Origin of the sequence: Mesorhizobium sp. KR9-304 (assembly GCF_040049215.1) — a bacterium.
Taxonomy (GTDB): domain Bacteria; phylum Pseudomonadota; class Alphaproteobacteria; order Rhizobiales; family Rhizobiaceae; genus Mesorhizobium_K.
Genome location: NZ_JBDZDN010000001.1, coordinates 2,038,650 through 2,062,168 on the forward strand (window position 1 = coordinate 2,038,650; position 23,519 = coordinate 2,062,168).

A 23,519-nucleotide genomic window follows, 5' to 3' on the forward strand; every position below is an offset into this window, starting at 1 on the left:
GTTGAGGGAGGCGCGGCCATGAAGCTGTTCGGATATCGCGTGCCGATGATGGCGTCGCTGCTCGTCTGGTGCGTCGTCTGGGAGATCGTCGGGCGGCTCGACCTGATGTTGATGTTGCCGCCCTTCACGGAGGTGCTTCGCGCAGCCGTCGATCTAGTGCAGACGCGGTCCTGGCAAAGCGCCACGGTAACGACGCTGCGCGCCTTCTTCTTGGGCATGGCGCTGTCGATCGTGGTCGGCGTGCCGCTCGGCATCCTCATGGGCCGCGTCAAGCTCGCCGACGAACTGCTCGGCATGTGGGTGAGCATTTTCTCCAGCGCGCCGCTGTCGGCGCTGGTGCCGGTGCTGATGATCCTGTTCGGCTTCGGTGAAAAGACGATCATAGCCGCTGTCTTCCTGTTTGCGATCTGGATCATCGTGCTCGACACCCGCGCCGGGGTTCGCCACATCTCGCCTTCGCTGATCGAGATGGCGCGCTCCTACGGCGCCAGCCGCCGCGCGCTCTACAAGATCATCCTCTGGGCGGCGTTGCCGGAGATCCTGGCCGGCATCCGGCTCGGGCTGATCCGCGGCGTCAAGGGCGTCGTCATCGGCCAGCTACTGGTCGCCATCGTCGGCTACGGTGCGCTGTTCGAGACGTTCTCGCGCAATTTCCGCATGGCCGAATTCTGGGCCCTCACCATCATCCTCTTCGCCTTCGCGCTGCTCGTCGCGGAACTGATCGAGCGGCTCGAAGCCAAGGTCGAATTTTACGCAGGAGCAAGACAATGAACATCAGGGACTCGGCCTCAAACTACGTCATCGAACCGGCCGCGTTCCCGGCCATTCCCATCGCCGGGTCGGACCAGCTTTTCCCGGTGCATCGCGTCTATTGCGTCGGGCGCAACTATGCGGCGCACGCGGTCGAGATGGGGCACGATCCGAACAAGGAGCCGCCCTTCTTCTTCCAGAAGAACGCCGATAATCTCGACACCAGCGGCAGCTTTCCCTATCCGTCCGCGTCGAACGACGTGCATCACGAGATCGAAATGATTGTCGCGCTGAAGAGCGGCGGCGTCGACATCCCCGTGGAGAAGGCGCTCGACTGCGTCTACGGCTACGGCGTCGGCCTCGACATGACGCGGCGCGACCTGCAGGGCAAGGCCAAGGACATGGGGCGGCCGTGGGAAGTCGGCAAGGCTTTCGAGCAGTCCGCGCCCTGCTCGGCGCTGGTGCCCGCAGCCAAGATCGGACATCCGGCGCAGGGCGCGATCTGGCTGGACGTCAACGGGGAACGCAAGCAGACTGGCGATCTCAACCAGATGATCTGGAAGGTTCCGGAAATGATCAGCTATCTGTCCGGCCTGTTCCGCCTCGCGCCGGGCGACATCATCATGTCCGGCACGCCGGCGGGTGTCGGCGCAGTGAAGCGAGGCGACGTCATGAAGGGCCATATCGACGGCGTCGGCGACATCGAGATCCGTGTTGTCTGACACTGCATCGATCATAGGACGGCTGGCGGCCGGCGCGGATGACGCGCCGGCTGTTCTCGCGCCCGAGCGGACGCCGCTTTCGCATGGCGGCCTACGCCGGCAGATGAGGGAAACGGCCGACCAGCTGCATGCACTGGGCATCGGACGCAACGACCGCGTCGCCATCGTGCTGCCTAACGGGCCCGAGATGGCGACGGCTTTCCTGTCGGTCGCGGCCTGCGCCACCACCGCGCCGCTCAACCCGGCCTACCGCGCCGAGGAACTCGACTTCTACCTCTCCGACATCGGCGCCCGGGCAATCCTCGTCGCCGAGGACGATACCGGCCCGGCGGTGACGGTGGCCGAAAAGCTCGGTATCGGCGTCTTGAGGCTGGTCGCGCTGAAGGATGCGCCATCAGGCCGCTTCCGCATCGAGGGCGAGGCGATCGGCCCCGTGGCTGGGCCGGAACTGGCGCAGCCTGATGACATCGCCCTGCTGCTCCACACGTCCGGGACGACGTCGCGGCCAAAGCTCGTGCCGCTCAGCCACGCCAACCTCGCGGCGTCGGCAAGGCATATCGCCGCGACGCTCGCCTTGACGGCCAGCGATCGCTGCCTCAACATCATGCCGCTGTTCCACATCCACGGGCTGATCGCGGCGGTGCTGTCCTCGCTGGCGTCGAGCGGCAGCGTCTACTGCACGCCGGGCTTCAATGCGCTGCGTTTCTTCCACTGGCTCGCCGACGCGAAGCCCTCCTGGTACACGGCGGTACCGACCATGCACCAGGCGATCCTGGCGCGCGCGGCGCGCAACAAGGAGGCGCTGGAGGCAGCTAGGCTGCGCTTCATCCGCTCGTCTTCCGCCTCACTGCCGGCGCAGGTGATGGGCGAACTCGAAGCCACCTTCGGCTGCCCGGTGATCGAATCCTACGGCATGACCGAGGCGGCGCATCAGATGGCCTCGAACCGGCTGCCGCCCGGACTGCGCAAGGCGGGCAGCGTCGGTGCGGCCGCCGGCCCGGAGGTCGCGGTGATGGCCCCGGACGGAACGCTGCTCAAGGTCGGCGAAACCGGCGAGATCGTCATCCGCGGGCCGAACGTCACTGACGGCTACGAGAAGAACCCGGAGGCGACTGCATTGGCCTTCGCCCATGGCTGGTTCCATACGGGCGACCAGGGCGTGCTCGACGAGGACGGCTACTTGCGCGTAACCGGCCGGCTGAAGGAGATCATCAACCGGGGCGGCGAAAAAATCTCACCGCTGGAGGTGGACGACGTGCTCATGGATCATCCTGATGTCGCCCAGGTGGTCACCTTCGCCATGCCGCATGACAAGCTCGGCGAGGAGGTCGCCGCCGCGATCGTGCTGCGCGAAGGGAGCGTGGCGAGCGAGGGCGATATCAGGAGCTTCGCGTCGGGCCGGCTCGCCGACTTCAAGGTGCCGCGCAAGATCGTCATCCTCGACGAGATCCCGAAAGGCGCGACCGGCAAGCTGCAGCGCATCGGGCTGGCGGCGAAACTCGGGCTGACATGATCGGGTTGGTCTGATGAAGATTGCGATTTTCGGCGCTGGCGCGATCGGCGGCTACCTCGCGGCAAAGCTGGCGGCTGCGGGACGGGTCGACCTTTCCGTGATGGCGCGCGGCGACCATCTCCAAGCGATGCGGGCGAACGGCCTGAGGCTGATCGAGGACGGCAAGGAGAGCGCTCATCCGGTCAGGGTTTCGTCGCGGGCGGAGGAGTTCGGCGTCCAGGACTATGTCGTGCTGGCGCTGAAAGCGCATTCGGTCGGCCCCGCGCTGGAACAGTTCGCGCCGCTGATCGGCGAGGGCACGTCAGTCGTCACCATGCAGAACGGCGTTCCCTGGTGGTATTTTTACAAGCTCGGCGGGCCGCTCGAGGGCACGCGCATCAGGGCGGTCGATCCCGATGGCCGCATCTGGGACGGCATCGGACCGGAGCGGGTGATCGGCTCGGTCGTCTATCCGGCGGCGGAGGTCGATGCGCCGGGCCTGATCCGCCATATCGACGGCAGCCGTTTTTCACTCGGCGAGCCCAACGGCGAGAAGAGCGAACGCGTGACGAAACTTGCCGAAGAATTCATCGCCGCCGGCCTGCAGGCGCCGGTGCGCGAGGACATACGCAGCGAGATCTGGCTGAAGCTCTGGGGCAATCTTTCGTTCAACCCGATTTCGGCGCTGACCGGCAGCACGCTTGCGGCAATCGTCGCCGACGAGGGGACGCGGACGCTGGCGCGCACGATGATGCTGGAGGCGCAGGCGATTGCGGAGACGCTCGGCGTCGCGTTCCCGGTTACGGTCGACCGTCGCATCAAGGGCGCCGGCGGTGTCGGCGCGCACAAGACCTCGATGCTGCAGGACCTGGAGCGCGGCCGGCCGATGGAGATCGACGCGCTGGTGACGGCGGTACAGGAGATGGGCAAGCTCACCGGCACGCCGACACCGGCGATTGACACCGTGCTGGCGCTGGTGCGGCGGCTGGCGACCGAGCGCGGCTGCTATCCGGGATAGGGGAGGGCCTCCACTACCCCACGTCGAGCATGATCTTGCCGATGTGCTCGCCCTCCTCCATGCGCTCATGCGCCCGCCATGCCTCCGTCAGCGGAAAGATCATATCCATCACCGGTGCAATCTTTCGTTCGCCAAGCAGCGGCCAGACCTGAGCTTCGAGCGCGGCTGCGATCTCGCCCTTGAATGCGATGCTGCGGGGCCTCAGCGTCGAGCCCGTATGCGTCAGGCGCTTGACCATCAGCCTGGCGAAATCCGCGCTCGCCACCGCGCCCATCTGCGTCGCGATCTGCACGATGCGCCCCTCGACCGCGGCGGCATGGTAGTTGCGCATGACGTAGTCGCCGCCCACCATGTCGAGGATGACGTCGGCGCCCTTGCCGTTCGTCGCGTCCTTTACCGCCTCGACGAAATCCTCTTCCTTGTAGTTCACGGCGCGGACGGCGCCGAGCTTGAGGCAGGCGGCGCATTTTTCGGCCGAGCCGGCGGTGGTGACCACGAAGGCGCCGAAGGCGGAAGCCAGCTGGATCGCCGTGGTGCCGATTCCCGACGAGCCGCCATGCACCAGCAGCGTCTCGCCGGCCTTCAGCCCGCCGCGCTGGAAGACGTTATGCCAGATGGTGAAGTAATTTTCGGGCAGCGCGGAAGCCTCGGTGAAAGTGAAGCCGGCCGGTATAGGCAGCGCGTTGCTTTCGTGCACCGTGACGTATTCGGCGTAGCCGCCGCCCGGCGTCAGCGCGCAGACCCGGTCGCCGCCATGCCAGCGCCTTACCCCTGCGCCGGCAGCGGCCACCTCTCCGGCGACCTCCAGTCCCGGCAGGTCGGAAGCGCCTGGCGGCGGCGGATAGAGCCCTTTGCGCTGCTGCACGTCAGGCCGGTTCACGCCTGCGGCGCGGATCCGAATCAGGATTTCCCCTTCGCCCGGCCTCGGCACGTCGCGCTGTTCGGGTTTCAGGACGCGCGGCCCGCCAGGTTCGGAAATCGCGATAACCGTCATCTTGGCTGGAATGCTCGATCCCCTGGCCATGCTGATTTCCTTCCCGACGCCCGCAGGCTGTTTGGTGCTTCAACCTGGACTATGTATGCTTTGCAGCCGACCATGCAAAGCGGAGGAAACCATGGCGCTGTTCGACGACGAGCCGCTGAAGAAACCGAAGCCACACGAGATAGGTCAGGATCTGTCGCTGCTCTCGGTGGGCGAACTCACCGAGCGCATTGCGCTTCTGCGGGCAGAGATCGAGCGGCTGGAAGCCGAGCTCAAGGCCAAGAGCGCCACCAAGAGCGCCGCAGAGTCGCTTTTCCGCCGGTCGTGACGACGCCATCGCAAAATCTCGTCCGCGCGCCGCAAAAGCGCCTGAAAATCCCTGCCCTCGCTGTACGAGCGCCCCGATTCGAAGAGCCTAGGCAAGCATGCTGAACTTCGCCGCCTACAAACCGGTCTTCTCGCTGCTGCGCGGCACGGCCTTCCTGCTTGCCGCGTCGGGTCTGCACGGCCTGCTGCTGCCGCTGCGCGGCCAGCTCGAGGGATTTTCGACGGCCTCGCTCGGCTTGATGGGAACCGCCTGGGCCGGCGGCTTCGTCACCGGCTGCTATTTCGCGCCGCGCATCGTGCGCCGCGCCGGCCATGTGCGCGCCTTTGGCGCATTCGCAGCGTCAGGCGCGATCGTCGCGCTGATGAGCGGCTTGCTGATCGACGAATTCTTCTGGATCGTGCTGCGCGCTTTCACCGGCTTCACCATGGCCGGCGCCTTCATGGTAATCGAGAGCTGGCTCAACGAACGCGCCACCAACGAGAACCGCGGCACCGTCTTCGGCCTCTATATGATGGTCACCTACGCGTCGATCATGGCCGGCCAGATGATTATCGCGGCGGGCGACGTCGGTACGCAATCGCTGTTCATGGTTACCGGCATCTTCTTCTGCCTGGCGCTCCTGCCGACCGCCGTCTCGACCGCCGCGCATCCCAAGCCGCTGCAGGATGTTTCGCTCGACATCAAAGGCCTCTACGCCAACTCGCCTGTCTCGTCCGCAGCCTGCCTGCTGATCGGCGTCGCCAACGGCGCCTGGGGCACGCTCGGCGCGGTCTATGGCGCCCGGATCGGCATTTCCACAGCCGAGATCGCGCTGATGATGAGCCTGGTCATGGTGGCCGGGGCGGCATTCCAGATGCCAGTTGGCCGACTCTCCGACAAGACCGACAGGCGCTATGTGCTCGTAGGCGCTTCGCTTGCCTGCGCCATCGTCGGCGTTCTGATCTTCCTCCTTACGCCGCGTTCGGGCGCCTTCGTGATTGCCTTGACCGCCGCCTACGGCGCTTTCGCCTACACGCTCTATTCGCTTGCGGTCGCACACGCCAACGACCACGCCAGGCCGGAGGATTTCGTCAAGGTGTCTGGCGGGCTGCTCTTGCTTTACGGCTTCGGCACGATGATCGGGCCGGTCGTCGGCGCCACGTTGATGGGCTCGATGCGGCCGGAAAGCCTGTTCCTCGCGACGGCGCTCGCGCATTTTCTGCTGGTCGGCTACACGATCCTACGTATTCGTCGCCGCGCGCCCGTGCCGCCCGACGAGCGTGAAGCGTTCAAGACGATGCCCTCCGAACGCGGCGCGACGCCGGAAGCCGCCCGCCTCGATCCGCGCACGCCGCAGGAAGAGACAAAGTAAACGCTGGGGTTGAGACCGCGTCCCATCTTGCTCCGAAACCTGTCTTGCCTCGAAACCCGTCTTGCCGCACAAAAAGCAATGACCTTCGCCGACGCTTTCCTGGCGATAGCCGATCCGAACCGACGCTATCTCCTGGAGGAGCTCCGGAGGGGGCCGAAGACGGTCGGCCAGCTGGCTTCCGGCCTGCCCGTGTCGCGCCCCGCCGTCTCCCAACACCTCAAGATATTGCTCGACGCCGGCCTGGTGGATGTCCAGGCACAGGGCACCAGGCGCATCTACGCCGTATCGGCCGCCGGCTTCCTGAAGCTCAACCTTTGGCTCGACCAGTTCTGGGAAGCATGAAAAACCCCGCCAAACCGGGCGTAAACCTTGCCCGCCTGTCACGATCCCGTCAACGATATGGTGAGATGACGAGAACCGGACGACTTGCTAGGTTGCCGGCAGAGGAAGCCGGGAAAGAGGCCAAGGAACCGGAAATGAGCCCAATGGTATCTGGACGTCCGACGTTTCCTCCACTGAAGGCGGGTCTTGCAGCCGCTGCCATTGCCGCATTCGCCGTCGTCCTGCCTGCAACCCCTTCGGCTGCGGCAGATTGCTCGGCCGATCCGGCACCTGGCGTCGACTGGACCGATTGCGACAAGAAGATCATTGTCCTTTCCGGCAGCGACTTCAGCGCGGCCACCCTTGTCGGCACCGATTTCACCTCGACGGACCTGCGTGACAGCAATCTTATGACGGCCAATCTCGAAAAGGCAGCGCTGGTGCGCGCATCGCTCGCCGGTTCGCACGCCGAAGGCGCGAAGTTCGATCGTGCCGAAGCCTACCGCACCAATTTCAGCGGCATCAATGCGAAGGGCGCGACCTTCGCCAGCTCCGAAATGCAACGCTCGAACTTTGCCAACGCCGTCCTGGTCAACGTCGATTTCACAAAGGCCGATCTTGCTCGCGCCGACTTTGCCGGCGCGGACATCAATGGCGCAAAATTCGCGTTCGCCAATCTGGCGCGCGCCGACCTGACGAAAGCGAAATTCGACACGCCGCTGGACTTCGCCAACGCATTCCTCCTCCTCACCAGGATAGAGGGCCTCGACCTCAGCGCCGCGACCGGCCTGGTGCAGTGGCAAATCGACATGTCTTGCGGCGACGGCAATACCAAGCTGCCGGAGGGCCTCAACCCGGGATCAAGCTGGCCCTGCAAGTTCGACTGATCTTATCTTTATGGGCGGGCGATCCCAGCCGCATCCAGACTTGGCGGCATGTGGGCCCGTCGAGCCAGCGAGGGCGTTAGAGCTACCCGCTCTGGAACATTCGCCGACGGCTTCGGGTCAAATCAACTACTTGGCCGGCGACGCAGCGCGCCGCCGGTGGGCAGGTGCAGTCGCACCTTGATGCGTTTGGGAGCGTCAGTGTTGCGTCGGTTGAGCCCTTAGTTTCTCAATCTCGTCCTTGAGTGCCAGCTTGCGCCGCTTGAGAGTCACGATCTCGAGGTCGTCCACGGACGGATGAAGCATCGCTTCATCCAGCGCGCGTTCGATATCGCCGTGCTTCCGCTGCAGCTCTTCAAGATGGTTGGCAAGAGACATGATTGGTTTCTCCCTTTCATGGTTTCCTCGATTGCAAACCGTAACAGACGGTATCCACCGCAGGTTCCGTCCATGACGGCACGAAAATATTTTGCCACCTTATGGCTTCGATGTCGAACGGGACATGGTAGCATTCCCGTGAGCGCCGAAATGTGCTATGGGCTCCGCGCCGGTGGTGTTCGCTTCCGGACCCGCCCGGATCAGCGCCTTTCGCGCCCGAAAACCCTGCAGACGGTGGCCATGTCCGACCAGGAACAGACCGAAATTCGCCTGGAATACGCCAAGCTTAAGCAGGATCACACCGACTTCGACGCAGCGATCAACGCGATGATCGCCACTGGCTGTGATCCGCTGCAGGTCCAGCGCATGAAAAAGAAGAAGCTTGCCCTCAAGGACAGGATGAAGGCCCTGGAGGACAGGATCATCCCCGACATCATCGCCTGATTCGCTTCATGCCCGACCCTAAGCGCCAGCGATCCTTGCAGCGCTGCATGAATTCCATTAATGCGCGACCTTGCCGCCGGGGGATATCGCATTGAACAGCAAGCGCGCAGACGTCGCGATCATCATGGGCAGCCAGTCGGACTGGGCGACCATGCGCCATGCCGCGGAAACGCTTCAGGCGCTGGGCGTCAGCCACGACAAGAAGATCGTCTCGGCCCACCGCACGCCCGACCGGCTCTATGAATTCGCCAAGGGCGCCAAGGCCGCCGGCTACAAGATCGTCATCGCCGGCGCCGGCGGCGCAGCGCATCTGCCCGGCATGACCGCCGCGCTGACGCCGCTGCCCGTTTTCGGCGTGCCGGTCGAATCGAAGGCATTGTCGGGCCAGGATTCGCTGCTTTCCATCGTCCAGATGCCCGCCGGCATTCCCGTCGGCACGCTCGCCATTGGCCGTGCCGGAGCGGTCAACGCGGCGCTCTTGGCCGCGGCGGTGCTGGCGCTGTCCGATACGGCGCTTGCCAAGCGGCTGGACTCCTTTCGTGCAGCGCAGACGTCGAAGGTCGCCGACGAACCCTCCAACGCGCAGTGACGATCGTGCCCGTTCCCGGCCCGCTTCCGCCAGGCTCGACGATCGGCATCATTGGCGGGGGCCAGCTCGGGCGCATGCTGGCGATGGCCGCGGCCCGGCTGGGCTACCGGATCGTCATCCTCGAACCACAGGCCGACTGCCCGGCCGCGCAGCTCGCCAACCGTCAGATCGCCGCAGCCTATGACGATACGAAGGCGCTGGCCGAACTCGCGAAGGTTTCGGCCGTCGTTACCTATGAGTTCGAAAATGTACCGGTAGCGGCCGCGGGCCTGCTTGCACAAAGCGTTGCAGTGTTTCCGCCGCCCAAGGCGCTTGAAGTCAGCCAGGACCGGCTCGCCGAAAAGCGTTTCCTGAACGGCATCGGCATATCCACAGCGGATTTCGTTGCTGTGGACAATGACGCCGACCTCGCGTCGGGCCTTTCCGATTTCGCCGGCAGCGGCGTGTTGAAGACCTGCCGCATGGGCTATGACGGCAAGGGCCAGCGCGCATTCAGGCATTTCGCAGGCGACGTGGACGGCACCCATGCGGCGATGGGCGGCGTGCCGCTCATCCTGGAACGGCTTGTAAGCTTCGAGCGCGAGATTTCTGTCATCGCCGCTCGCGGCACCGACGGATCGCTCGCCGCTTACGATCCGGCGGAGAACGTTCATAACGCCGGCATCCTGCACAGCTCGACCGTGCCGGCCGCCATCTCGGCGGCCACCGCGGAACTCGCCTGCCGCAACGCTTTCGCCATTCTCGATGCACTCGACTATGTCGGCGTCATCGGCGTCGAGTTCTTTGCGCTTGGCGACGGCTCGCTGATCGTCAACGAGATCGCGCCGCGGGTTCACAATTCCGGCCACTGGACCGAAGCCGCCTGCGCCATCTCGCAATTCGAGCAGCACATCCGTGCGATTGCGGGCCTGCCGCTTGGCGATACCGCGCGCCATTCCGATTGCGTGATGGAAAACCTGATCGGCGGCGATGTCGAACGGGCTCCAGCCCTGCTTTCCGGGCCCGGTCTGGTGCTTCATCTCTATGGCAAGGCCGAAGCCCGACCCGGCCGCAAGATGGGCCACTTCACCCGCATCCGGCCCATCGCTTCCTGAGCTATTGCGCCGCGGGCGTCGGGCAGCTCAAATCGCCTTCCGGGCATTCGATATAGGCTTCGAGCTGTTTCGTGCGTTCATCCGTCACGCTTTCCAGGCATTCCGCCATCAGCATCGGGTAGATCGAGCCCTCCTTGCTGTCCTCGGTGGAGAAAGCGCATTCGGCATCTCGGAAGGCGATCCAGGCGCGCTGGGCCTCCACCAGAAGCCTCCTGCTCCCGGCATTGTCGTCCGTCGCTGCCCGCACCGCGCCGTAGGCCTTGTTGAGCCGGGCATCAGCAGCCCTGTAGGCGGCGTCGGCGCAAATATTCATGCCCATCTGGCTTTCGTCCTCCGGATCGCATTCCTGCGAAAGGGCGGAAGCGGGAAGGCCGATCGTGGCGAGGCAGAGGGCAAGGACAGTCGCGCGCATCTGATTTTCTCCCGTGGAGGCACGAGGTTATGGCGCGGGCCGGGCCGCTGCAACCGGCCCTGGGCACGCATGCCGGCGAGCAGCCGGCGAGCTTCCGCGGTTGACAGCCGCGGCACTCCTCGTCTATGAGCCTGTCACAAATTCCGGCGCGCTCTTGGGCGCGCTTTTTATGTTCGGCCCGGATGGGGCCCCTTCGACAGGCCAGACCAATGAAGATCAAGAATTCCCTCAAGGCCCTCAAGGGCCGCCACCGCGACAACCAGCTGGTTCGCCGCAAGGGCCGTGTCTATCTGATCAACAAGACGGCCCCGCGCTACAAGGCGCGCCAAGGCTGATCGGCTGCGGCGCCAAAGGGTCGCGCCCAACACGAAAAATTCAGTTTGACGTTTCCATGCGCGGGAATAGATTCCCGCGCATGCGGATTCTTTCTGCCTTCTGCGGCGCGGTCTTCATAGCGGCCGCCCTTTCCCCGGCATCTGCCGCCGAACCCGCCGCCACCGCGACTGAAAAGCCGGCCGAGGCCACGGCGGCGAACACATCCGCCGAAAACCGCCTCGACGCGCTGTTCGTCGAACTGAAGCGCGAACGCAACGAGAAAGCGGCCGAGCGCATAGCCGGCCGCATATGGGAAGAGTGGAGCCGTTCTGGCAGCGCCTCGATCGACCTGATGATGGGGTGGTCGAAAACCGCGATGGACAGCAAGAAATTCGACGTGGCGCTCGATTTCCTCGACCAGGTGGTGACGATGAAACCCGCCTATGCCGAGGGCTGGAACCGCCGCGCCACCCTGCATTTCATGATGCAGAACTACGCCAAGTCGATGTCCGACATCAACCAGACGCTGCAGATCGAACCGCGTCACTTCGGGGCGCTGTCCGGCATGGGGCAGATCATGAAGGACACCGGCCGCGAGGAGCTTGCCCTGCAGGCATGGCAGCGTGTGCTGGATATCTATCCGATGATGCGCAGCGCACAGAACGAGGTGGCGACGCTGTCGGAGGAACTCGCCGGCGAAGGCATCTGACCGCGCCGACCGCCTCCCCCCGGCAAATCCGTTGCCACCCCTTCCGCCGAGCCATTCATGAATCTCGTCTATGCCGTTGTCGCGTTCCTGGTTGCGCTTCTGCTGGTGCTGGCGGGGATCACGCGCGCCAATGCGTGGCTGATCGAGCGCCGCCATCCGCCGGTCGGAAGCTTCGCGGACGTGAACGGCGTCACGCTGCACTATGTTCATGTCCCGGCCGATCAGCCAGGTCTGCCGCCCGTCGTCTTCATCCACGGCGCCAGCGCCAATCTCAACGACCAGATGGCGCCGCTGAGGCCGTTGCTTGAGGGCAAGGCGGAATTGCTCTTTCTCGACCGGCCCGGCCATGGCTGGTCCGGTCGCAGCCCTGGCCATGAATCGCAAGCCGAGCAAGCCGCAATAATCGCCGGACTGATGGAGCGTCTCGGCGTCGGTCCGGCGATCATCGTCGGTCATTCCTTCGGCGGGTCGATCGCCGCCGCTTTCGCGCTCGACCATCCCGACAAGACGAAAGGACTGCTCTTCCTGGCCGCCGCGACCCATCCCTGGCCGGGCGGCAGGACGTCCTGGTACTATCACCTGACCATGATGCCGCTGATCGGCTGGCTGTTCTCCGAGACTGCCGCCAGCCCGGCGGGCTCGGCGCGCATCGGGCCGGCGACCACCTGCGTCTTCGCGCCGAACGCCCTGCCCGGCGACTATCTGACCCGCGCGCAGATCCCGCTGGTGCTGAGGCCGGCGGCGTTTCGCGCCAACGCCGCCGATGTCGAGGGCCTCTATCGTTTCGCTTTGGCCAACGCCCAGCGCTACAAGGAAATCGCTGCGCCGACCGTCGTCATCTCCGGCGATGCCGACACCGTCGTCTACGAGGAGATCCACTCGCTCGGGCTGGTGCGCGACATTCCCGGCGCGGAGCTCGTCTGGGTGAAGAATCTCGGCCACAAACCGGACTGGATCGCGCCGGATCTGGTGGTCGCGGCGATCGAGAAAGTCGGCGGCCAGCCGAGCGACCTCCAGGCATTGGGACGCGTCGTGGAGGCGAGGATCGCCGGCGACCGGTTCGGCGCCGGGGTCTGCGTTGACGACCCGCCGCCTAGCGAGGGGCTCTCTGCGGCGTGATGCGGCCGCGCTCCGGATCGGCCGATCCCTCGTCCACGCCGATATAGGCGATGCGCAGCATGTTGGTCGATCCGGGCGTCCTCAACGGCACGCCGGCGGTGATGATGATGCGGTCGCCCTTGTCGCCGAAGCGCTCCTCCTGCGCGATGCGGCAGGCGCGATCGACCATGTCGTCGAGGTCCGCGGCATCCGGAGACACCACGCAATGCGTGCCCCACAGGAGCGACAGCCGCCGTGCCGTGTTGAGGATCGGCGACAGCGCGATGATCGGCACCTGCGGCCGTTCGCGCGCGGCGCGCAGGCCCGTGGTGCCCGAGGCAGTATAGGTGACGATCGCCGACAGCTTCAGCGTCTCGGCGATCTCGCGGGCGGCGAGCGAGATGGCGTCGGCGCCGGTCGCCTCGGGTTCGGAACGCTGAGCGTTGATGATGCCTGCGTAGAGCGGGTCGGTTTCGACCTTGGTGGCGATCTTGTTCATCATGGCGACCGCTTCGACCGGATAGGCGCCGGCCGCGGATTCGGCCGACAGCATGATCGCATCGGCGCCCTCGAAGACGGCGATCGAGACGTCCGACACCTCGGCGCGCGTCGGGACCGGGGCCGTGATCATCGATTCCAGCATCTGGGTCGCCACCACGACCGGCTTTCCCGCGCGTCGGGCGGCGCGCGTGATATGCTTCTGGATGCCGGGAACCGCCTCGAGCGGCATCTCGACGCCGAGGTCGCCGCGGGCCACCATCAGCGCATCCGCGAGTTCGATGATCTCCGCCAGCCGCGTCACCGCCTGCGGCTTCTCGATCTTGGCCATGAGCAGCGCCCGGCCGCGTGCGATCTTGCGGGCTTCCGCGAGATCCTCGGGCCGCTGGACGAATGACAGCGCCACCCAGTCAACCCCGGTCTCGAGCACGGCGTCGAGATCGGCGCGGTCCTTTTCGGTCAGCGCACCGACCGGCAGATCCGTGTCGGGCAGGCTGACGCCCTTCTTGTCCGAGATCGAGGTGCCCGACACCACCGTCGTCACGATCGACGTGCCGTCGCAAGTCTCGGCCTTGAGTTCCAGCTTGCCGTCGTCGATCAGCAGCCTGTGCCCGGGCTCGACGGAGCGCAGTATTTCCGGGTGCGGCAGGTAGACTCGCGAGGACGTGCCCGGCTCCTGGCTGTCGTCGAGCGTAAAGGTCTGGCCGGGCGTCAGCGTCTCCTTGCCATTGGCGAACTTGCCGACACGAAGCTTCGGCCCCTGCAAATCCGCCAGTATCCCGATAGGTCGGCCGACCGCCTCCTCAACCGAACGGATACGGCCGACCAGCGTGCGCATCAACTCGTGGTCGGTATGGCTCATGTTGATGCGGAAGACGTCCGCGCCGGCATCGAACAGTTTCCTCAGCATCTCCTCGCTGGAGGAGGCCGGACCGATCGTGGCGAGTATCTTGACCTTGCGGCTGCGTCTCATGGATTGGTCTGTCCCGTGACGGCGGCGGCACCGTCCGTTGCAGGCTCGTCGGTCAGCTGAACCATCCAGCTCGCCTGCTCGCCCGTGTCATATTCCTGGAAACCCGCACGCTGGTATCCGCGCGCGAGGCAGTCGTTGACGCCGGCGATCTTGAACTCTTTCTCGGCCACGCACATGTTGATCGGACCGTCCCAGCGCCCGCCCCGTTCGGCGTCTTCTGCATAAAGATAATAAAACCTCGATGACAGCGGGCCTTCGATCAGCGTCTTGCAGGTCGAGCCTTCTATGTGCCACCAGCCCTCGGTGACCCAGCCCGCGCTGGCGCGATAGCCGATGCCGACGCCGACCAGATTTTGCGTCGCGTTGCAGACGCGGAAGTCGGCCCTCGCTTCGAGCGTTCCTGCCGCCGTGAAGCAGGCCATGACGAGAAGCACGGGCGGCAAGGAAGACGCGAATCGGATGCGCTGCCCGCCGGCATAGGCCATTCTCGAACCCCTCGTGCGTTTCAGAAGCATCGTCAGGCGCCCCTTTTCGGAAAAGTCGGGGCGCATGTCAACGCGCGCCGCCGCACGCATCCAATCGATTTAGCTCAAGCGGCCCACGCATCATGGCGCCCAAAACTGGCCCTGGTCGAGAATTCCTTGAAAAGATTGGCCAAACAACGGCATTGTGCCGGCGACCATCCTGAAATCCGCAGCGTCAAGCGCCTGCTGTCCCGACTGTTCCCACCAATGACTCGTTCGGCCGTCTTTGCCCCCTTTGAAATCGTGGAAGGCGACCGCGCCCTTGGGCTCGTGGTCGTCGCCGACCACGCCCGCCGCGACCTGCCCGATGAATATGGCGATCTCGGGCTGCCGGCCGCCGAGTTCGACAGGCACATCGCCTATGACATCGGCGTCGAGACGGTGACGCGGAAACTGGCTGAGCTGACCGGCGCGCCCGCGGTCATCGCCGGCTTCTCGCGCCTGCTCATCGATCCCAATCGCGGCGAAGACGACCCAACGCTGATCCGCCAGCTCTACGACGGCACGGTCGTTCCGGCGAATTATCCGATGGCGGCGGAGGAACGCGAGCGGCGGCTCGACCGCTACTACCGCCCCTATCACGACGCCGTGGGCGCCATGATCGCGTCGGTGGCCGCGGCTTCCGGCGCCGCGCCTTTCATCTTCTCGGTGCATTCCTTCACGCCGGTGATGCAAGGCGTCGCGCGGCCATGGCAGGTCGGCGTGCTGTGGGATTTCGACGACCGTGTGGCGCGGCCGCTTATCGACATGCTCGCCAAGGACCCGCTGCTCGTCGTGGGCGACAACGAGCCTTATGACGGTGCATTGCGCGGCGACACCATGTTCCGGCACGCCATCGTCAATGGCTTCGCGCATGCGCTGATCGAGATCAGGCAGGACCTGATCGCCGAAGAGGGCAGCGCCGAGGAGTGGGCGAAGCGCCTCGCGCCGATCGTTGACGCGATCAACCGGCTGCCCGATATACATCTGGTCAGGCAGTACGGCTCGCGCACCGGGCCGGTTTAGCAATTCCTGGAAAAGTGGCCCCGGCTGCCGTCCGGTATTGCTGCGAGCAACACAGGAAAGGATCGCCGCCATGGCCGACCTCACCGAAAGCCAGCAGCGCGACTTCGAGGCGGCCGCCTTCCGCCGCCTCGTCGAGCATCTGCGCGAACGCAGTGACGTGCAAAACATCGACCTGATGAACCTCGCCGGCTTCTGCCGCAACTGCCTGTCCAACTGGTATCGCGAGGCCGCCGGGGCAGCGGGGGTGGAGCTGTCGAAGGACCAGTCGCGGGAAATCGTCTACGGCATGCCCTATGCCGAATGGCAGCGGAAATATCAGACCGAAGCCTCCGACGCGAAGAAGACGGCGTTCGAGCAAAATCGCCCGAAGGGACATTGAACGCGGCCCCTTGACCCTCCGAGCCGCTTCGGGCATCGAGCCGCACGCCTTGCCGCGGCCCCCGAGTCGTGGGACCGCCATTCAGATATCCGGAGAGTGAGATGGCCGACGACATTACCGAGACCAGCCAGACCGTAGCCGCCGGCCAGCTGCGCGCCTTCATCGAGCGCATCGAGCGACTGGAGGAAGAGAAGAAGACAATCGCAGACGACATCAAGGAGGTGTTTGCCGAGATGAAGGGCACCGGCTTCGACACCAAGGCCGTGCGCGCCATCATCCGCCTTCGCAAGCAGGACCAGGCCGAGAGGCAGGAAGCCGAGGCCATCCTCGATCTCTACAAGGCCGCGCTTGGCATGGTCTAACCAAACGGCCGCAACTTGAGCGCCGGGATATATTGTTTCCCGCCCGGACCCTCTATACTCACTGCGTAGCGGCCTTCGCGAGCGATCCGCTGAGAGGGGAACATGGCTGAAGAGACTTCATCGGCAGCCGGCGACGTTACGGCGATCGTTTCCGGCGTGGAACAGCTGATTGAGCGGTTCGTCACCGGGCTGGAATCACGCATCGGCCAGTTGCGAACAATCGGCAGCGAACTGGATGCCTTGCACGCATCCTTCGCGGCAGGCGGGACGAGTTTCGCCGCGCTGGTCCTGCAGATCGTCCTCGTCGTTGCCGTCACATCCGCAGCCTTCCTGTTTTGTCGACGCTGGTTCGGCAGGCGGCACGAAGGTGCCTGGCGCAGGCTGTTCGCGCTGCTTGGCGCGGCGTTCATCGCCATTGTTGTCGGCGTTGTAGTCCAGCGGTTCCTGGCGGCCGAAGGACTTGCAATCCGGACGCTGCGTATCTGGATCGTCGCCACGTCCTTTAGCTGGGTGGTCTTTGAGGCTCTCCATGCGCTGCTGACGAGGTCGCCCCTTGGAAGCGGCCGACTGGGCAAGCTGGCGCGAGACCTTTGCGTTGCGATTGGCTGGGGCCTGTTGGGCATGGCGTTCATGTCGACGCTGAGGCTCTGGAACGCCGGATCGGGGCTGCGCGACGTGCTCGGAACCGTGCTTTTCGTGCTCCCCGCCTTTGCATTGTTCATCTGGATCGTCTGGTATCACCGCGGGACGCTGGCAGGGGCAGTGGCCGGATCCAAACCCCGCGCGCGCTGGCATGGATGGCTTGCGCGGCTTTGGCCCGCGATGATCGTCGGGTTCCTCGCAGTTACTTTCGTGACGACACAGATCGCCCAGACTCTCGGCGTGGGGCTTCCGGCAGGAACCGTTCTGCTTACCGTTGTGATCGTGTTCCTGATCCCGCATATCGACGCCCTGATCGCCAATCGTGCGAACGTCGCGATGGAAGCGACCCGCGTTTCCGTCGTAGGCATCGCGCTGCAGCAGACATTGCGATTTGGGGTGCTGGTCGTGATGGTCACCATGCTCGGCGCCATCTGGGCCTCGCCGCTCGCTTCGGGCTTCGGTATCGACCTGCACAGCATCACCACCGAGGCCTTGCATATCGGATTGATTACGACAGGGGCGGCGTTCGTCTGGAACCTGCTGGGCACGGTGATGGCGCGGATCTCACAGCGCGACGGCCAAACGGCGGGCCATGTCGTGGCGCCCTCTTCCCGGCTTGGAACGCTTGTGCCGCTGATCGGATGGGTCGGAAAATCGTCCATCGCCGCCCTCGCATTCCTGTCGATCCTCGTTTCGCTCGGGGTCAATGTCTGGCCGCTGATCACCGGCCTCAGCGTCTTCGGCCTGGCGATCGGTTTCGGCTCGCAAACGTTGGTCAAGGACATCGTTTCCGGGCTCTTCTTCCTCTTGGATGACGCCTTCCGCATCGGTGAATACATCGAGACGTCCGGCGCCAAGGGTACGGTCGAGAAGATTTCGGTACGTTCGGTGACGTTGCGCAACCCGCGCGGGCCCGTCGCCACAGTGCCCTACGGCCAGATCAGCAAGGTCGTGAATTTCAGCCGCGACTGGGCGATCGAGAAGATCGCCTTCCGGCTTGCGTTCGATGCCGACATGGAACTGGTTCGCAAACTGTTCAAGAAGATCGGCCAGGACCTGCTCGCCGATCCTGAACTTGCGCCGGGAATCATCGAGACATTCAAAAGCCAAGGCATCGCCAATGTCGAGGACGGCACGCTGGTCGTTCGCGGCAAGTTCGTGGCGAGGCCGGGCGACGTGTCGGCGATCCGGCGCGCCGTGCTGAAAGCGGTTCACCAGGCATTTCGCGACAACGGCATCCGTGTTGTGCCAAAGCCGCTCACGGGAGACCCTGCGCCGGCCGTGGAGGCCTGATAGCCGCCCATGGCGCCGGGGCCGTCAGCTTCGCCGGTAGAGGAAATACCGGCCCGGCCGTATGTCTTCGGGCAGCGGCAGCGGGGCGAGGGCCGGATGATCGAGCGGCACGCCGCTTGCCACGATGCCTGAAGGCGCCAGCAGATCGACCGCCAGTTGCGGCAGCCAGCGCAGGTTCGTCGCGTCGAGGTCGTCATAGCCGCTGCCGATGTCGGCGTGGACCAGTGCGGCGTCGATGCCGGTGAATGCCTTCGCGGTTTCGCTGATTTCTCCCAGGATCAGGTCGCCTTCCGCCGGCAGGGATCTGAGGTTGGCCGCGTTGACCCGGTCGAATGCAATGATGCGCCGGCCCGGCAGGCGCTCGCGCAGGTGGTCGTAGGTGCGTCCGTTGCCAAGCCCGAGTTCGATCACCGGCCCGTCCGGCAGCGGCAGGTCCCGGCAGACCATGTCGAGTATGTCGCGCTGCGCCGTGAGGCGGCGGATGAAGCTTTCGAGGCGGCTCATGGACGGCTTTCGAGACTGGCGGAGACCGCCCTTGGGACGGCCCGTGATATCCGCGCGGCCGATCCGCCGCAATCCGGCAGCCTGCCGAGATTCTGTATCCTGTGCGAAAATTATGGGCGGAACTGTCCGGCCGCTACGAGGAGCGTTGCCAAGAATGCGGTGAGGAACAGAAGGTTCGCGGCCGCGATCAGCTTGAGCGCGAGCGGTGCTGCTCGGTCTGCGACGGCGATGACGCGGGTTCGGCTCATGGGCAGAAGCTAGCTGGCAAATGCGCCAAAACCGTTAACGGGCCTTCGAAAATTATAGTGAGCAGTCACGCACGCGGATGCGCGGCGTCATAGATCTCGAGCAGCCGCGCCGTGTCGACGCCGGTGTAGATCTGTGTCGTCGACAGGCTGGCATGGCCGAGAAGCTCCTGGATGGTGCGCAAATCCCCGCCGCGCCCAAGCAGGTGTGTCGCAAAGGAATGGCGCAGCGCGTGCGGCGTTGCCGTATCCGGAAGATTGAGCGCGGAACGCATCTTCTTCATCTCGCGCTGGACGATTGCCGGGTTCAGCGGCCCGCCGCGCGCGCCGCGAAACAGCAGTCCGTCCGGATCGAGATGATACGGGCAGAGTTTCCGGTATTGGGCGACCGCCTGCTGTACCAGCGGCAGCACCGGCGTCAGCCGCGTCTTGCCCCCTTTGCCGGTGACGCGCAGAACGCCCGCGCCGGGCAATTCGCCCGCCTTGATCGCCAGCGCCTCGGAGATACGCAGCCCGGAGCCATAGAGCAGTGTCAGCACGGCGGCGTTGCGCGCGGCGATCCACGGCTCCTCTGCAAGCTGCTCGCTACAGGAGACGACGCGCCGTGCGTCGTCCGCCGTCAGCGGCTTCGGCAGCGATTTCGGCTGCCGCGGCGCGCGCAGCGCCGCAGCACCCGCCGCATTGGCGAGGCCGCGCCGTTCCAGGAAGCGCACAAGTGAGCGGACGCCGGCAAGGCCGCGCCCCAGCGTCCGCGGGCCAGCGCCTTCGGATCGCCGATGGGCGAGAAAGCCGCGCAGGTCGGCCGAACGCAGCGAGGCAATGTCCGAAAGCCCGGGCGGCGCGCCGTTGTGGCCGGTCAGGAACTGCAGGAACTGGCGGCTGTCCCGCTCATAGGCTTCGACGGTTTCGGGCGACAGCCGGCGCTCTTTCTCCAGCGAGGCAAGCCAGTCCTGGCGTGCCTTCTGCAGGTCCGGTTTTGCGGCGACGAGGAATTCCTGCATTGGCAGCCGGCGTCGGGTTGGACTAAGTGAGTTCGCAATTGTCGAATGTTGAGCCTGCCAGGTTAGCAACTCGTGAAGCCGTCCTTCTCATGAAACCAAACAAGCCGGTCCAGATGGCCGTCATCGGCGCCGCGCACGGCATCAAGGGTGAGCTGCGCGTGAAAACCTTCACCGGCGATCCGCTGGCGCTCGGCGATTATGGTCCGCTCTATGCCAAGGATGGCCGGATCTTCGAGATCGAGGACATCAGGCCGGCGGGAGATGTCGTCGTCGTGCGCTTCAAAGACATTCGCGACCGCACGATTGCCGAGGGACTGACCGGCACCGAGCTATTCGTCGACCGCTCCATCCTGCCGCCCGGGGATGAGGACGAGTTCTACCACGCGGACCTGGTCGGGCTAGCGGTGCGCGACGAGACCGGCGCCGAGGCAGGCAAGGTGATTGCCGTGCAGAATTTCGGCGGCGGAGATATCCTTGAAGTTACGTTCCACGGGCGCGAGGGTCTGCTTGTGCCGTTTTCGCAGGCGGCAGTGCCCGAAGTCGACATAACCGGTGGTTTCATTCGCGTCGACACCATCGCAGCGGGGCTCGCCGAGGACGCGGACGAAGACGGGAGACCCGACGAACCCGGCCACTTCGATCCGAAATCGCGCCCGCGTGGCCCGAAAAACGCCGGTGGCAATCGATGAGCTTCCGCGCCACAATCCTCACCCTCTATCCCGAGATGTTTCCAGGCGCGCTCGGCGTTTCGCTTGCCGGCCGCGCGCTGGAGACCGGCACATGGTCGCTGGAAACCGTACAGATCCGCGACTTTGCGACCGACCGCCACCGCACCGTCGACGACACGCCGGCCGGCGGCGGAGCCGGCATGGTGATGAGGGCCGACGTGCTGGCCAGGGCAATCGACAGCGCCTCGCCGCTTGGCGACCCGCGTCCGCGTCTCTTGATGAGCCCGCGTGGAAAACCCCTGACGCAGGCGCGGGTGCGCGAGCTTGCCGCAGGCCCCGGCGCAGTGATCCTCTGCGGCCGTTTCGAGGGTGTCGACCAGCGCGTCATCGACGCGCGGCAGCTTGAAGAGGTCTCGATCGGCGATTTCATCCTGTCCGGTGGCGAGCCGGCAGCGCTTGTGCTGCTCGATGCGGTCGTCAGGCTGCTGCCAGGCGTCATGGGCAATGAGGCCTCCGGGACAGAAGAGAGCTTCGAGAACGGGCTTCTCGAGCACCCGCACTACACCCGCCCGCAGGTTTTCGAGGATCGTCCGATCCCCGAAGTGCTCATCTCCGGCAATCACGGTAAGATTGCCGGATGGCGGCGCGAAGAAGCGGAGCGGCTGACGCAAGAGCGACGGCCCGACCTTTTTGCCACTTACGAGAAACCGGCTAACGGCAAAAAATCCCTGCCCAAGGCGTGACAAGCCGGGTCTTTTGGTGTATCGCCCCGCCCGAACCGGAAGAACAATCTACCGGACCCGTCAATAAGAACGGTGAATTCGCCCCTGCTTCTTCCGGCCCTTAGGCGCGGAAGTGCATAGCCGAGCGGTCCTGAACTGCAAGGCGAGCGTCGGGCGCTCTGGCTGTCGAGAAGCAAGAAGAGGTAAATCCGATGGACATCATCCGTCAGCTCGAGGCCGAGCAGGCCGCCAAGATCGAAGCCAAGCGCACGCTGCCCGAATTCCAGCCGGGCGACACGGTCCGCGTTCAGGTGCGCGTCACCGAAGGCACCCGCACCCGCGTGCAGGCTTATGAGGGCGTCGTCATCGCCCGCGCCGGCTCCGGCTTCCAGGAGAATTTCACCGTTCGCAAGATTTCTTACGGCGAAGGCGTGGAGCGTGTGTTCCCGGTCTACTCGCCGATGATCGAGGGTGTTGAGATCGTGCGCCGCGGCAAGGTCCGCCGCGCCAAGCTCTATTACCTGCGCGACCGCCGCGGCAAGTCGGCCCGCATCACCGAGAACACCGGCGTGCGCGCCCGCAAGCTGAACGATTCCGAGCGTGAGGCGATGCTTGCCGAAAAGGCCAGGCTCGAAGCCGAGAAGGTCGCCGCCGCCGAGGCTCTAGCCGCGGAGAAGGCGGCCCAGGACGCCGCCGAAGCTAAGGCCGCGGCTGAAAAAGCAACTGAAGCTGCCGAGTAAGCTTCGGCCATATCTCGAAAGGCGGCTTCGGCCGCCTTTTTTGTTTTTGTGGCAGCCGCAGGTTCCCCAGGTCGGGCCAGCGACAAACGAGCGACGTAAAAATGTCGGCGACGCCTCTGCGAGCGCCGCCGATCACGATCTTCCATGCAACGCGCCTTCCGCAGTATTGCAGTTCGGCATTGAGCCTGCCGGCGCCTCGCGCCTTCTTGCCAGCACGCGGCGAAACGATAAAGTCGCGGCGAGTGGGCCCGCCGGCCCCTGTAGATAGGGAGCTTTCCATGACCAGACTGAGACTTGCCCTTGTTGCGCTGGGCGCGCTTTTGCTGATGCCGTTCGCCGCGCACGCCCAGGCGCTGCCCGATCTCGGCGGCAAGACCGTCGTCGTGGTCACCGAGAACGCCTATTTCCCGCTGCAGTTCGTCGATCCCAAGACCAGTCAGCCGGCCGGCTGGGAGTATGACGCGATGGCGGAACTCGCCAAGCGGCTGAACTTCAAGGTCGAGTACCAGAACACCTCGTGGGACGCGATGATCCAGGCCGTGTCGGACAAGCAGTACGACATCGGCATGACCGGCATCACCATCAAGGACGACCGCAAGGAGAAGGTCGACTTCTCCGACCCCTACATGAAATCGGAGATATTCATGCTGGTGCGCGGCGACGAGAGCCGCTTCGCCGACGCCAAGAGCTTTGCCGCTGACGAGAAGCTGCTGGTCGGCGCGCAGGCCGGCACCTCGCCCTTCTACGTCGCGGTCTACAACGTGCTCGACGGCAACGAGGCCAATCCACGCATCAAGCTGATGGAGACTTTCGCCGCGACCGTCGAGGCGCTGAAATCGGGCGATGTCGACCTCGTGCTCACCGACAGCGCGGCCGGCAAGGCGATCAGCGACAACTCCGGCGGCGCGCTGAAGATGATCGGCGAGCCGCTGCAGGCGGAGGAGTTCGGCTTCATCTTCCCGAAGGGCTCCGACCTCGTGGCGCCGATCAACGCCGGTATCGCCGCGCTCAAGTCCGACGGCACATTGGACAAAATCACGCAGAAATGGTTCGTCGACTACAAGCCCTGATCCGCC

General features: G+C 65.0%; 29 protein-coding genes. 22 read left to right on the plus strand and 7 right to left on the minus strand.

What is annotated here, in order from left to right; genetic code table 11:
- Positions 1-18 precede the first annotated feature (18 nt).
- From ABLE71_RS09775 to ABLE71_RS09790, 4 genes are read left to right on the plus strand one after another with little or no spacing between them, the layout of a single operon-like run.
- Positions 19-771, plus strand: a complete 753-nt coding sequence (locus ABLE71_RS09775; protein ID WP_348783145.1) for an ABC transporter permease subunit — start codon at positions 19-21, stop codon at positions 769-771.
- Positions 768-1,472: a fumarylacetoacetate hydrolase family protein gene (locus tag ABLE71_RS09780; RefSeq protein ID WP_348783146.1), complete on the plus strand. Its 705-nt coding sequence runs from the start codon at positions 768-770 to the stop codon at positions 1,470-1,472. Before ABLE71_RS09775 ends, ABLE71_RS09780 begins: the two co-directional genes overlap by 4 nt.
- Positions 1,465-2,985, plus strand: coding sequence for an acyl--CoA ligase (locus ABLE71_RS09785; protein ID WP_348783147.1), 1,521 nt, complete (start codon positions 1,465-1,467; stop codon positions 2,983-2,985). Before ABLE71_RS09780 ends, ABLE71_RS09785 begins: the two co-directional genes overlap by 8 nt.
- 13 nt (positions 2,986-2,998) lie before the next feature.
- Complete coding sequence (locus ABLE71_RS09790) at positions 2,999-3,982, plus strand: 2-dehydropantoate 2-reductase (RefSeq protein WP_348783148.1); 984 nt, start codon at positions 2,999-3,001, stop codon at positions 3,980-3,982.
- Between the two features lie 13 nt (positions 3,983-3,995).
- On the opposite strand, the gene ABLE71_RS09795 is transcribed toward ABLE71_RS09790, so the two are convergent.
- Positions 3,996-5,006 (minus strand): NAD(P)H-quinone oxidoreductase, encoded by a 1,011-nt coding sequence (locus ABLE71_RS09795; RefSeq protein ID WP_348783149.1) that lies wholly within the window; start codon positions 5,004-5,006, stop codon positions 3,996-3,998.
- Between the two features lie 91 nt (positions 5,007-5,097).
- Here ABLE71_RS09795 and ABLE71_RS09800 point away from each other — a divergent pair, with 91 nt between their 5' ends.
- The 4 genes from ABLE71_RS09800 to ABLE71_RS09815 all read left to right on the plus strand — a co-directional run bounded on the left by ABLE71_RS09800 (position 5,098) and on the right by ABLE71_RS09815 (position 7,851).
- Positions 5,098-5,292, plus strand: coding sequence for a DUF1192 domain-containing protein (locus tag ABLE71_RS09800; protein WP_348783150.1), 195 nt, complete (start codon positions 5,098-5,100; stop codon positions 5,290-5,292).
- A gap of 97 nt (positions 5,293-5,389) precedes the next feature.
- On the plus strand, positions 5,390-6,643 hold the full coding sequence (locus tag ABLE71_RS09805; protein ID WP_348783151.1) for an MFS transporter: 1,254 nt from the start codon (positions 5,390-5,392) through the stop codon (positions 6,641-6,643).
- Between the two features lie 78 nt (positions 6,644-6,721).
- Complete coding sequence (locus tag ABLE71_RS09810; RefSeq protein ID WP_348783152.1) at positions 6,722-6,985, plus strand: metalloregulator ArsR/SmtB family transcription factor; 264 nt, start codon at positions 6,722-6,724, stop codon at positions 6,983-6,985.
- A gap of 143 nt (positions 6,986-7,128) precedes the next feature.
- The gene (locus ABLE71_RS09815; RefSeq protein ID WP_348783153.1) at positions 7,129-7,851 is read left to right on the plus strand and encodes a pentapeptide repeat-containing protein; all 723 of its coding nucleotides are present in this window, start codon (positions 7,129-7,131) and stop codon (positions 7,849-7,851) included.
- A 195-nt stretch (positions 7,852-8,046) separates the two neighbouring features.
- On the opposite strand, the gene ABLE71_RS09820 is transcribed toward ABLE71_RS09815, so the two are convergent.
- Entirely contained in the window at positions 8,047-8,226 is a 180-nt protein-coding gene (locus tag ABLE71_RS09820; protein ID WP_348783154.1) for a DUF465 domain-containing protein, read from the minus strand.
- Between the two features lie 240 nt (positions 8,227-8,466).
- Between ABLE71_RS09820 and ABLE71_RS09825 the strand changes: the two genes are divergently transcribed.
- The 3 genes from ABLE71_RS09825 to ABLE71_RS09835 all read left to right on the plus strand — a co-directional run bounded on the left by ABLE71_RS09825 (position 8,467) and on the right by ABLE71_RS09835 (position 10,353).
- The gene (locus tag ABLE71_RS09825; protein WP_348783710.1) at positions 8,467-8,670 is read left to right on the plus strand and encodes a YdcH family protein; all 204 of its coding nucleotides are present in this window, start codon (positions 8,467-8,469) and stop codon (positions 8,668-8,670) included.
- A 91-nt stretch (positions 8,671-8,761) separates the two neighbouring features.
- On the plus strand, positions 8,762-9,259 hold the full coding sequence (gene purE, locus ABLE71_RS09830; RefSeq protein WP_348783155.1) for a 5-(carboxyamino)imidazole ribonucleotide mutase: 498 nt from the start codon (positions 8,762-8,764) through the stop codon (positions 9,257-9,259).
- On the plus strand, positions 9,256-10,353 hold the full coding sequence (locus ABLE71_RS09835) for a 5-(carboxyamino)imidazole ribonucleotide synthase (protein ID WP_348783156.1): 1,098 nt from the start codon (positions 9,256-9,258) through the stop codon (positions 10,351-10,353). Before purE ends, ABLE71_RS09835 begins: the two co-directional genes overlap by 4 nt.
- 1 nt (position 10,354) lies before the next feature.
- On the opposite strand, the gene ABLE71_RS09840 is transcribed toward ABLE71_RS09835, so the two are convergent.
- The gene (locus ABLE71_RS09840) at positions 10,355-10,765 is read right to left on the minus strand and encodes a lysozyme inhibitor LprI family protein (protein WP_348783157.1); all 411 of its coding nucleotides are present in this window, start codon (positions 10,763-10,765) and stop codon (positions 10,355-10,357) included.
- Positions 10,766-10,974: 209 nt separating this feature from the next.
- Here ABLE71_RS09840 and ykgO point away from each other — a divergent pair, with 209 nt between their 5' ends.
- The 3 genes from ykgO (at position 10,975) to ABLE71_RS09855 (ending at position 12,908) form a co-directional block, all read left to right on the plus strand.
- Positions 10,975-11,100: a type B 50S ribosomal protein L36 gene (gene ykgO / locus ABLE71_RS09845; protein ID WP_348783158.1), complete on the plus strand. Its 126-nt coding sequence runs from the start codon at positions 10,975-10,977 to the stop codon at positions 11,098-11,100.
- 80 nt (positions 11,101-11,180) lie between these two features.
- Entirely contained in the window at positions 11,181-11,789 is a 609-nt protein-coding gene (locus ABLE71_RS09850) for a hypothetical protein (RefSeq protein ID WP_348783159.1), read from the plus strand.
- A 57-nt stretch (positions 11,790-11,846) separates the two neighbouring features.
- Positions 11,847-12,908: an alpha/beta hydrolase gene (locus tag ABLE71_RS09855; RefSeq protein ID WP_348783160.1), complete on the plus strand. Its 1,062-nt coding sequence runs from the start codon at positions 11,847-11,849 to the stop codon at positions 12,906-12,908.
- Here the strand turns inward: ABLE71_RS09855 and pyk are convergent.
- Complete coding sequence (gene pyk / locus ABLE71_RS09860; protein ID WP_348783161.1) at positions 12,883-14,358, minus strand: pyruvate kinase; 1,476 nt, start codon at positions 14,356-14,358, stop codon at positions 12,883-12,885. The genes ABLE71_RS09855 and pyk overlap by 26 nt on opposite strands.
- Positions 14,355-14,780, minus strand: coding sequence for a DUF1036 domain-containing protein (locus ABLE71_RS09865; RefSeq protein ID WP_348783711.1), 426 nt, complete (start codon positions 14,778-14,780; stop codon positions 14,355-14,357). The genes pyk and ABLE71_RS09865 overlap by 4 nt, the downstream gene beginning before the upstream one ends.
- Positions 14,781-15,089: 309 nt before the next feature.
- On the opposite strand from ABLE71_RS09865, the gene ABLE71_RS09870 reads away from it, so the two are divergent.
- The 4 genes from ABLE71_RS09870 to ABLE71_RS09885 all read left to right on the plus strand — a co-directional run bounded on the left by ABLE71_RS09870 (position 15,090) and on the right by ABLE71_RS09885 (position 18,563).
- Positions 15,090-15,887 carry an N-formylglutamate amidohydrolase gene (locus ABLE71_RS09870; protein ID WP_348783162.1) on the plus strand — a complete coding sequence of 266 codons (798 nt, stop codon included), beginning with the start codon at positions 15,090-15,092 and terminating at the stop codon, positions 15,885-15,887.
- 70 nt (positions 15,888-15,957) lie between these two features.
- Positions 15,958-16,266 (plus strand): DUF1244 domain-containing protein, encoded by a 309-nt coding sequence (locus ABLE71_RS09875; RefSeq protein WP_348783163.1) that lies wholly within the window; start codon positions 15,958-15,960, stop codon positions 16,264-16,266.
- A gap of 101 nt (positions 16,267-16,367) precedes the next feature.
- Positions 16,368-16,628 carry a DUF2312 domain-containing protein gene (locus ABLE71_RS09880; protein ID WP_348783164.1) on the plus strand — a complete coding sequence of 87 codons (261 nt, stop codon included), beginning with the start codon at positions 16,368-16,370 and terminating at the stop codon, positions 16,626-16,628.
- A gap of 102 nt (positions 16,629-16,730) precedes the next feature.
- Complete coding sequence (locus ABLE71_RS09885) at positions 16,731-18,563, plus strand: mechanosensitive ion channel domain-containing protein (RefSeq protein ID WP_348783165.1); 1,833 nt, start codon at positions 16,731-16,733, stop codon at positions 18,561-18,563.
- A 24-nt stretch (positions 18,564-18,587) separates the two neighbouring features.
- Here the strand turns inward: ABLE71_RS09885 and ABLE71_RS09890 are convergent, their stop codons facing one another.
- Together ABLE71_RS09890 and ABLE71_RS09895 are read right to left on the minus strand one after the other, a co-directional pair.
- Complete coding sequence (locus ABLE71_RS09890; protein ID WP_348783166.1) at positions 18,588-19,067, minus strand: class I SAM-dependent methyltransferase; 480 nt, start codon at positions 19,065-19,067, stop codon at positions 18,588-18,590.
- Between the two features lie 313 nt (positions 19,068-19,380).
- The gene (locus ABLE71_RS09895; RefSeq protein ID WP_348783167.1) at positions 19,381-20,313 is read right to left on the minus strand and encodes a tyrosine recombinase XerC; all 933 of its coding nucleotides are present in this window, start codon (positions 20,311-20,313) and stop codon (positions 19,381-19,383) included.
- An 89-nt stretch (positions 20,314-20,402) separates the two neighbouring features.
- Here ABLE71_RS09895 and rimM point away from each other — a divergent pair, with 89 nt between their 5' ends.
- The 4 genes from rimM (at position 20,403) to ABLE71_RS09915 (ending at position 23,513) form a co-directional block, all read left to right on the plus strand.
- Positions 20,403-21,002: a ribosome maturation factor RimM gene (gene rimM / locus ABLE71_RS09900; RefSeq protein WP_348783168.1), complete on the plus strand. Its 600-nt coding sequence runs from the start codon at positions 20,403-20,405 to the stop codon at positions 21,000-21,002.
- The gene (gene trmD / locus ABLE71_RS09905) at positions 20,999-21,724 is read left to right on the plus strand and encodes a tRNA (guanosine(37)-N1)-methyltransferase TrmD (RefSeq protein ID WP_348783169.1); all 726 of its coding nucleotides are present in this window, start codon (positions 20,999-21,001) and stop codon (positions 21,722-21,724) included. The genes rimM and trmD overlap by 4 nt, the downstream gene beginning before the upstream one ends.
- Before the next feature lie 191 nt (positions 21,725-21,915).
- A complete protein-coding gene (gene rplS / locus ABLE71_RS09910; RefSeq protein ID WP_348783170.1) occupies positions 21,916-22,443 on the plus strand; it encodes a 50S ribosomal protein L19 in 528 nt (175 codons plus the stop codon).
- Between the two features lie 278 nt (positions 22,444-22,721).
- Positions 22,722-23,513: a transporter substrate-binding domain-containing protein gene (locus ABLE71_RS09915; RefSeq protein WP_348783171.1), complete on the plus strand. Its 792-nt coding sequence runs from the start codon at positions 22,722-22,724 to the stop codon at positions 23,511-23,513.
- Positions 23,514-23,519: the final 6 nt, after the last annotated feature.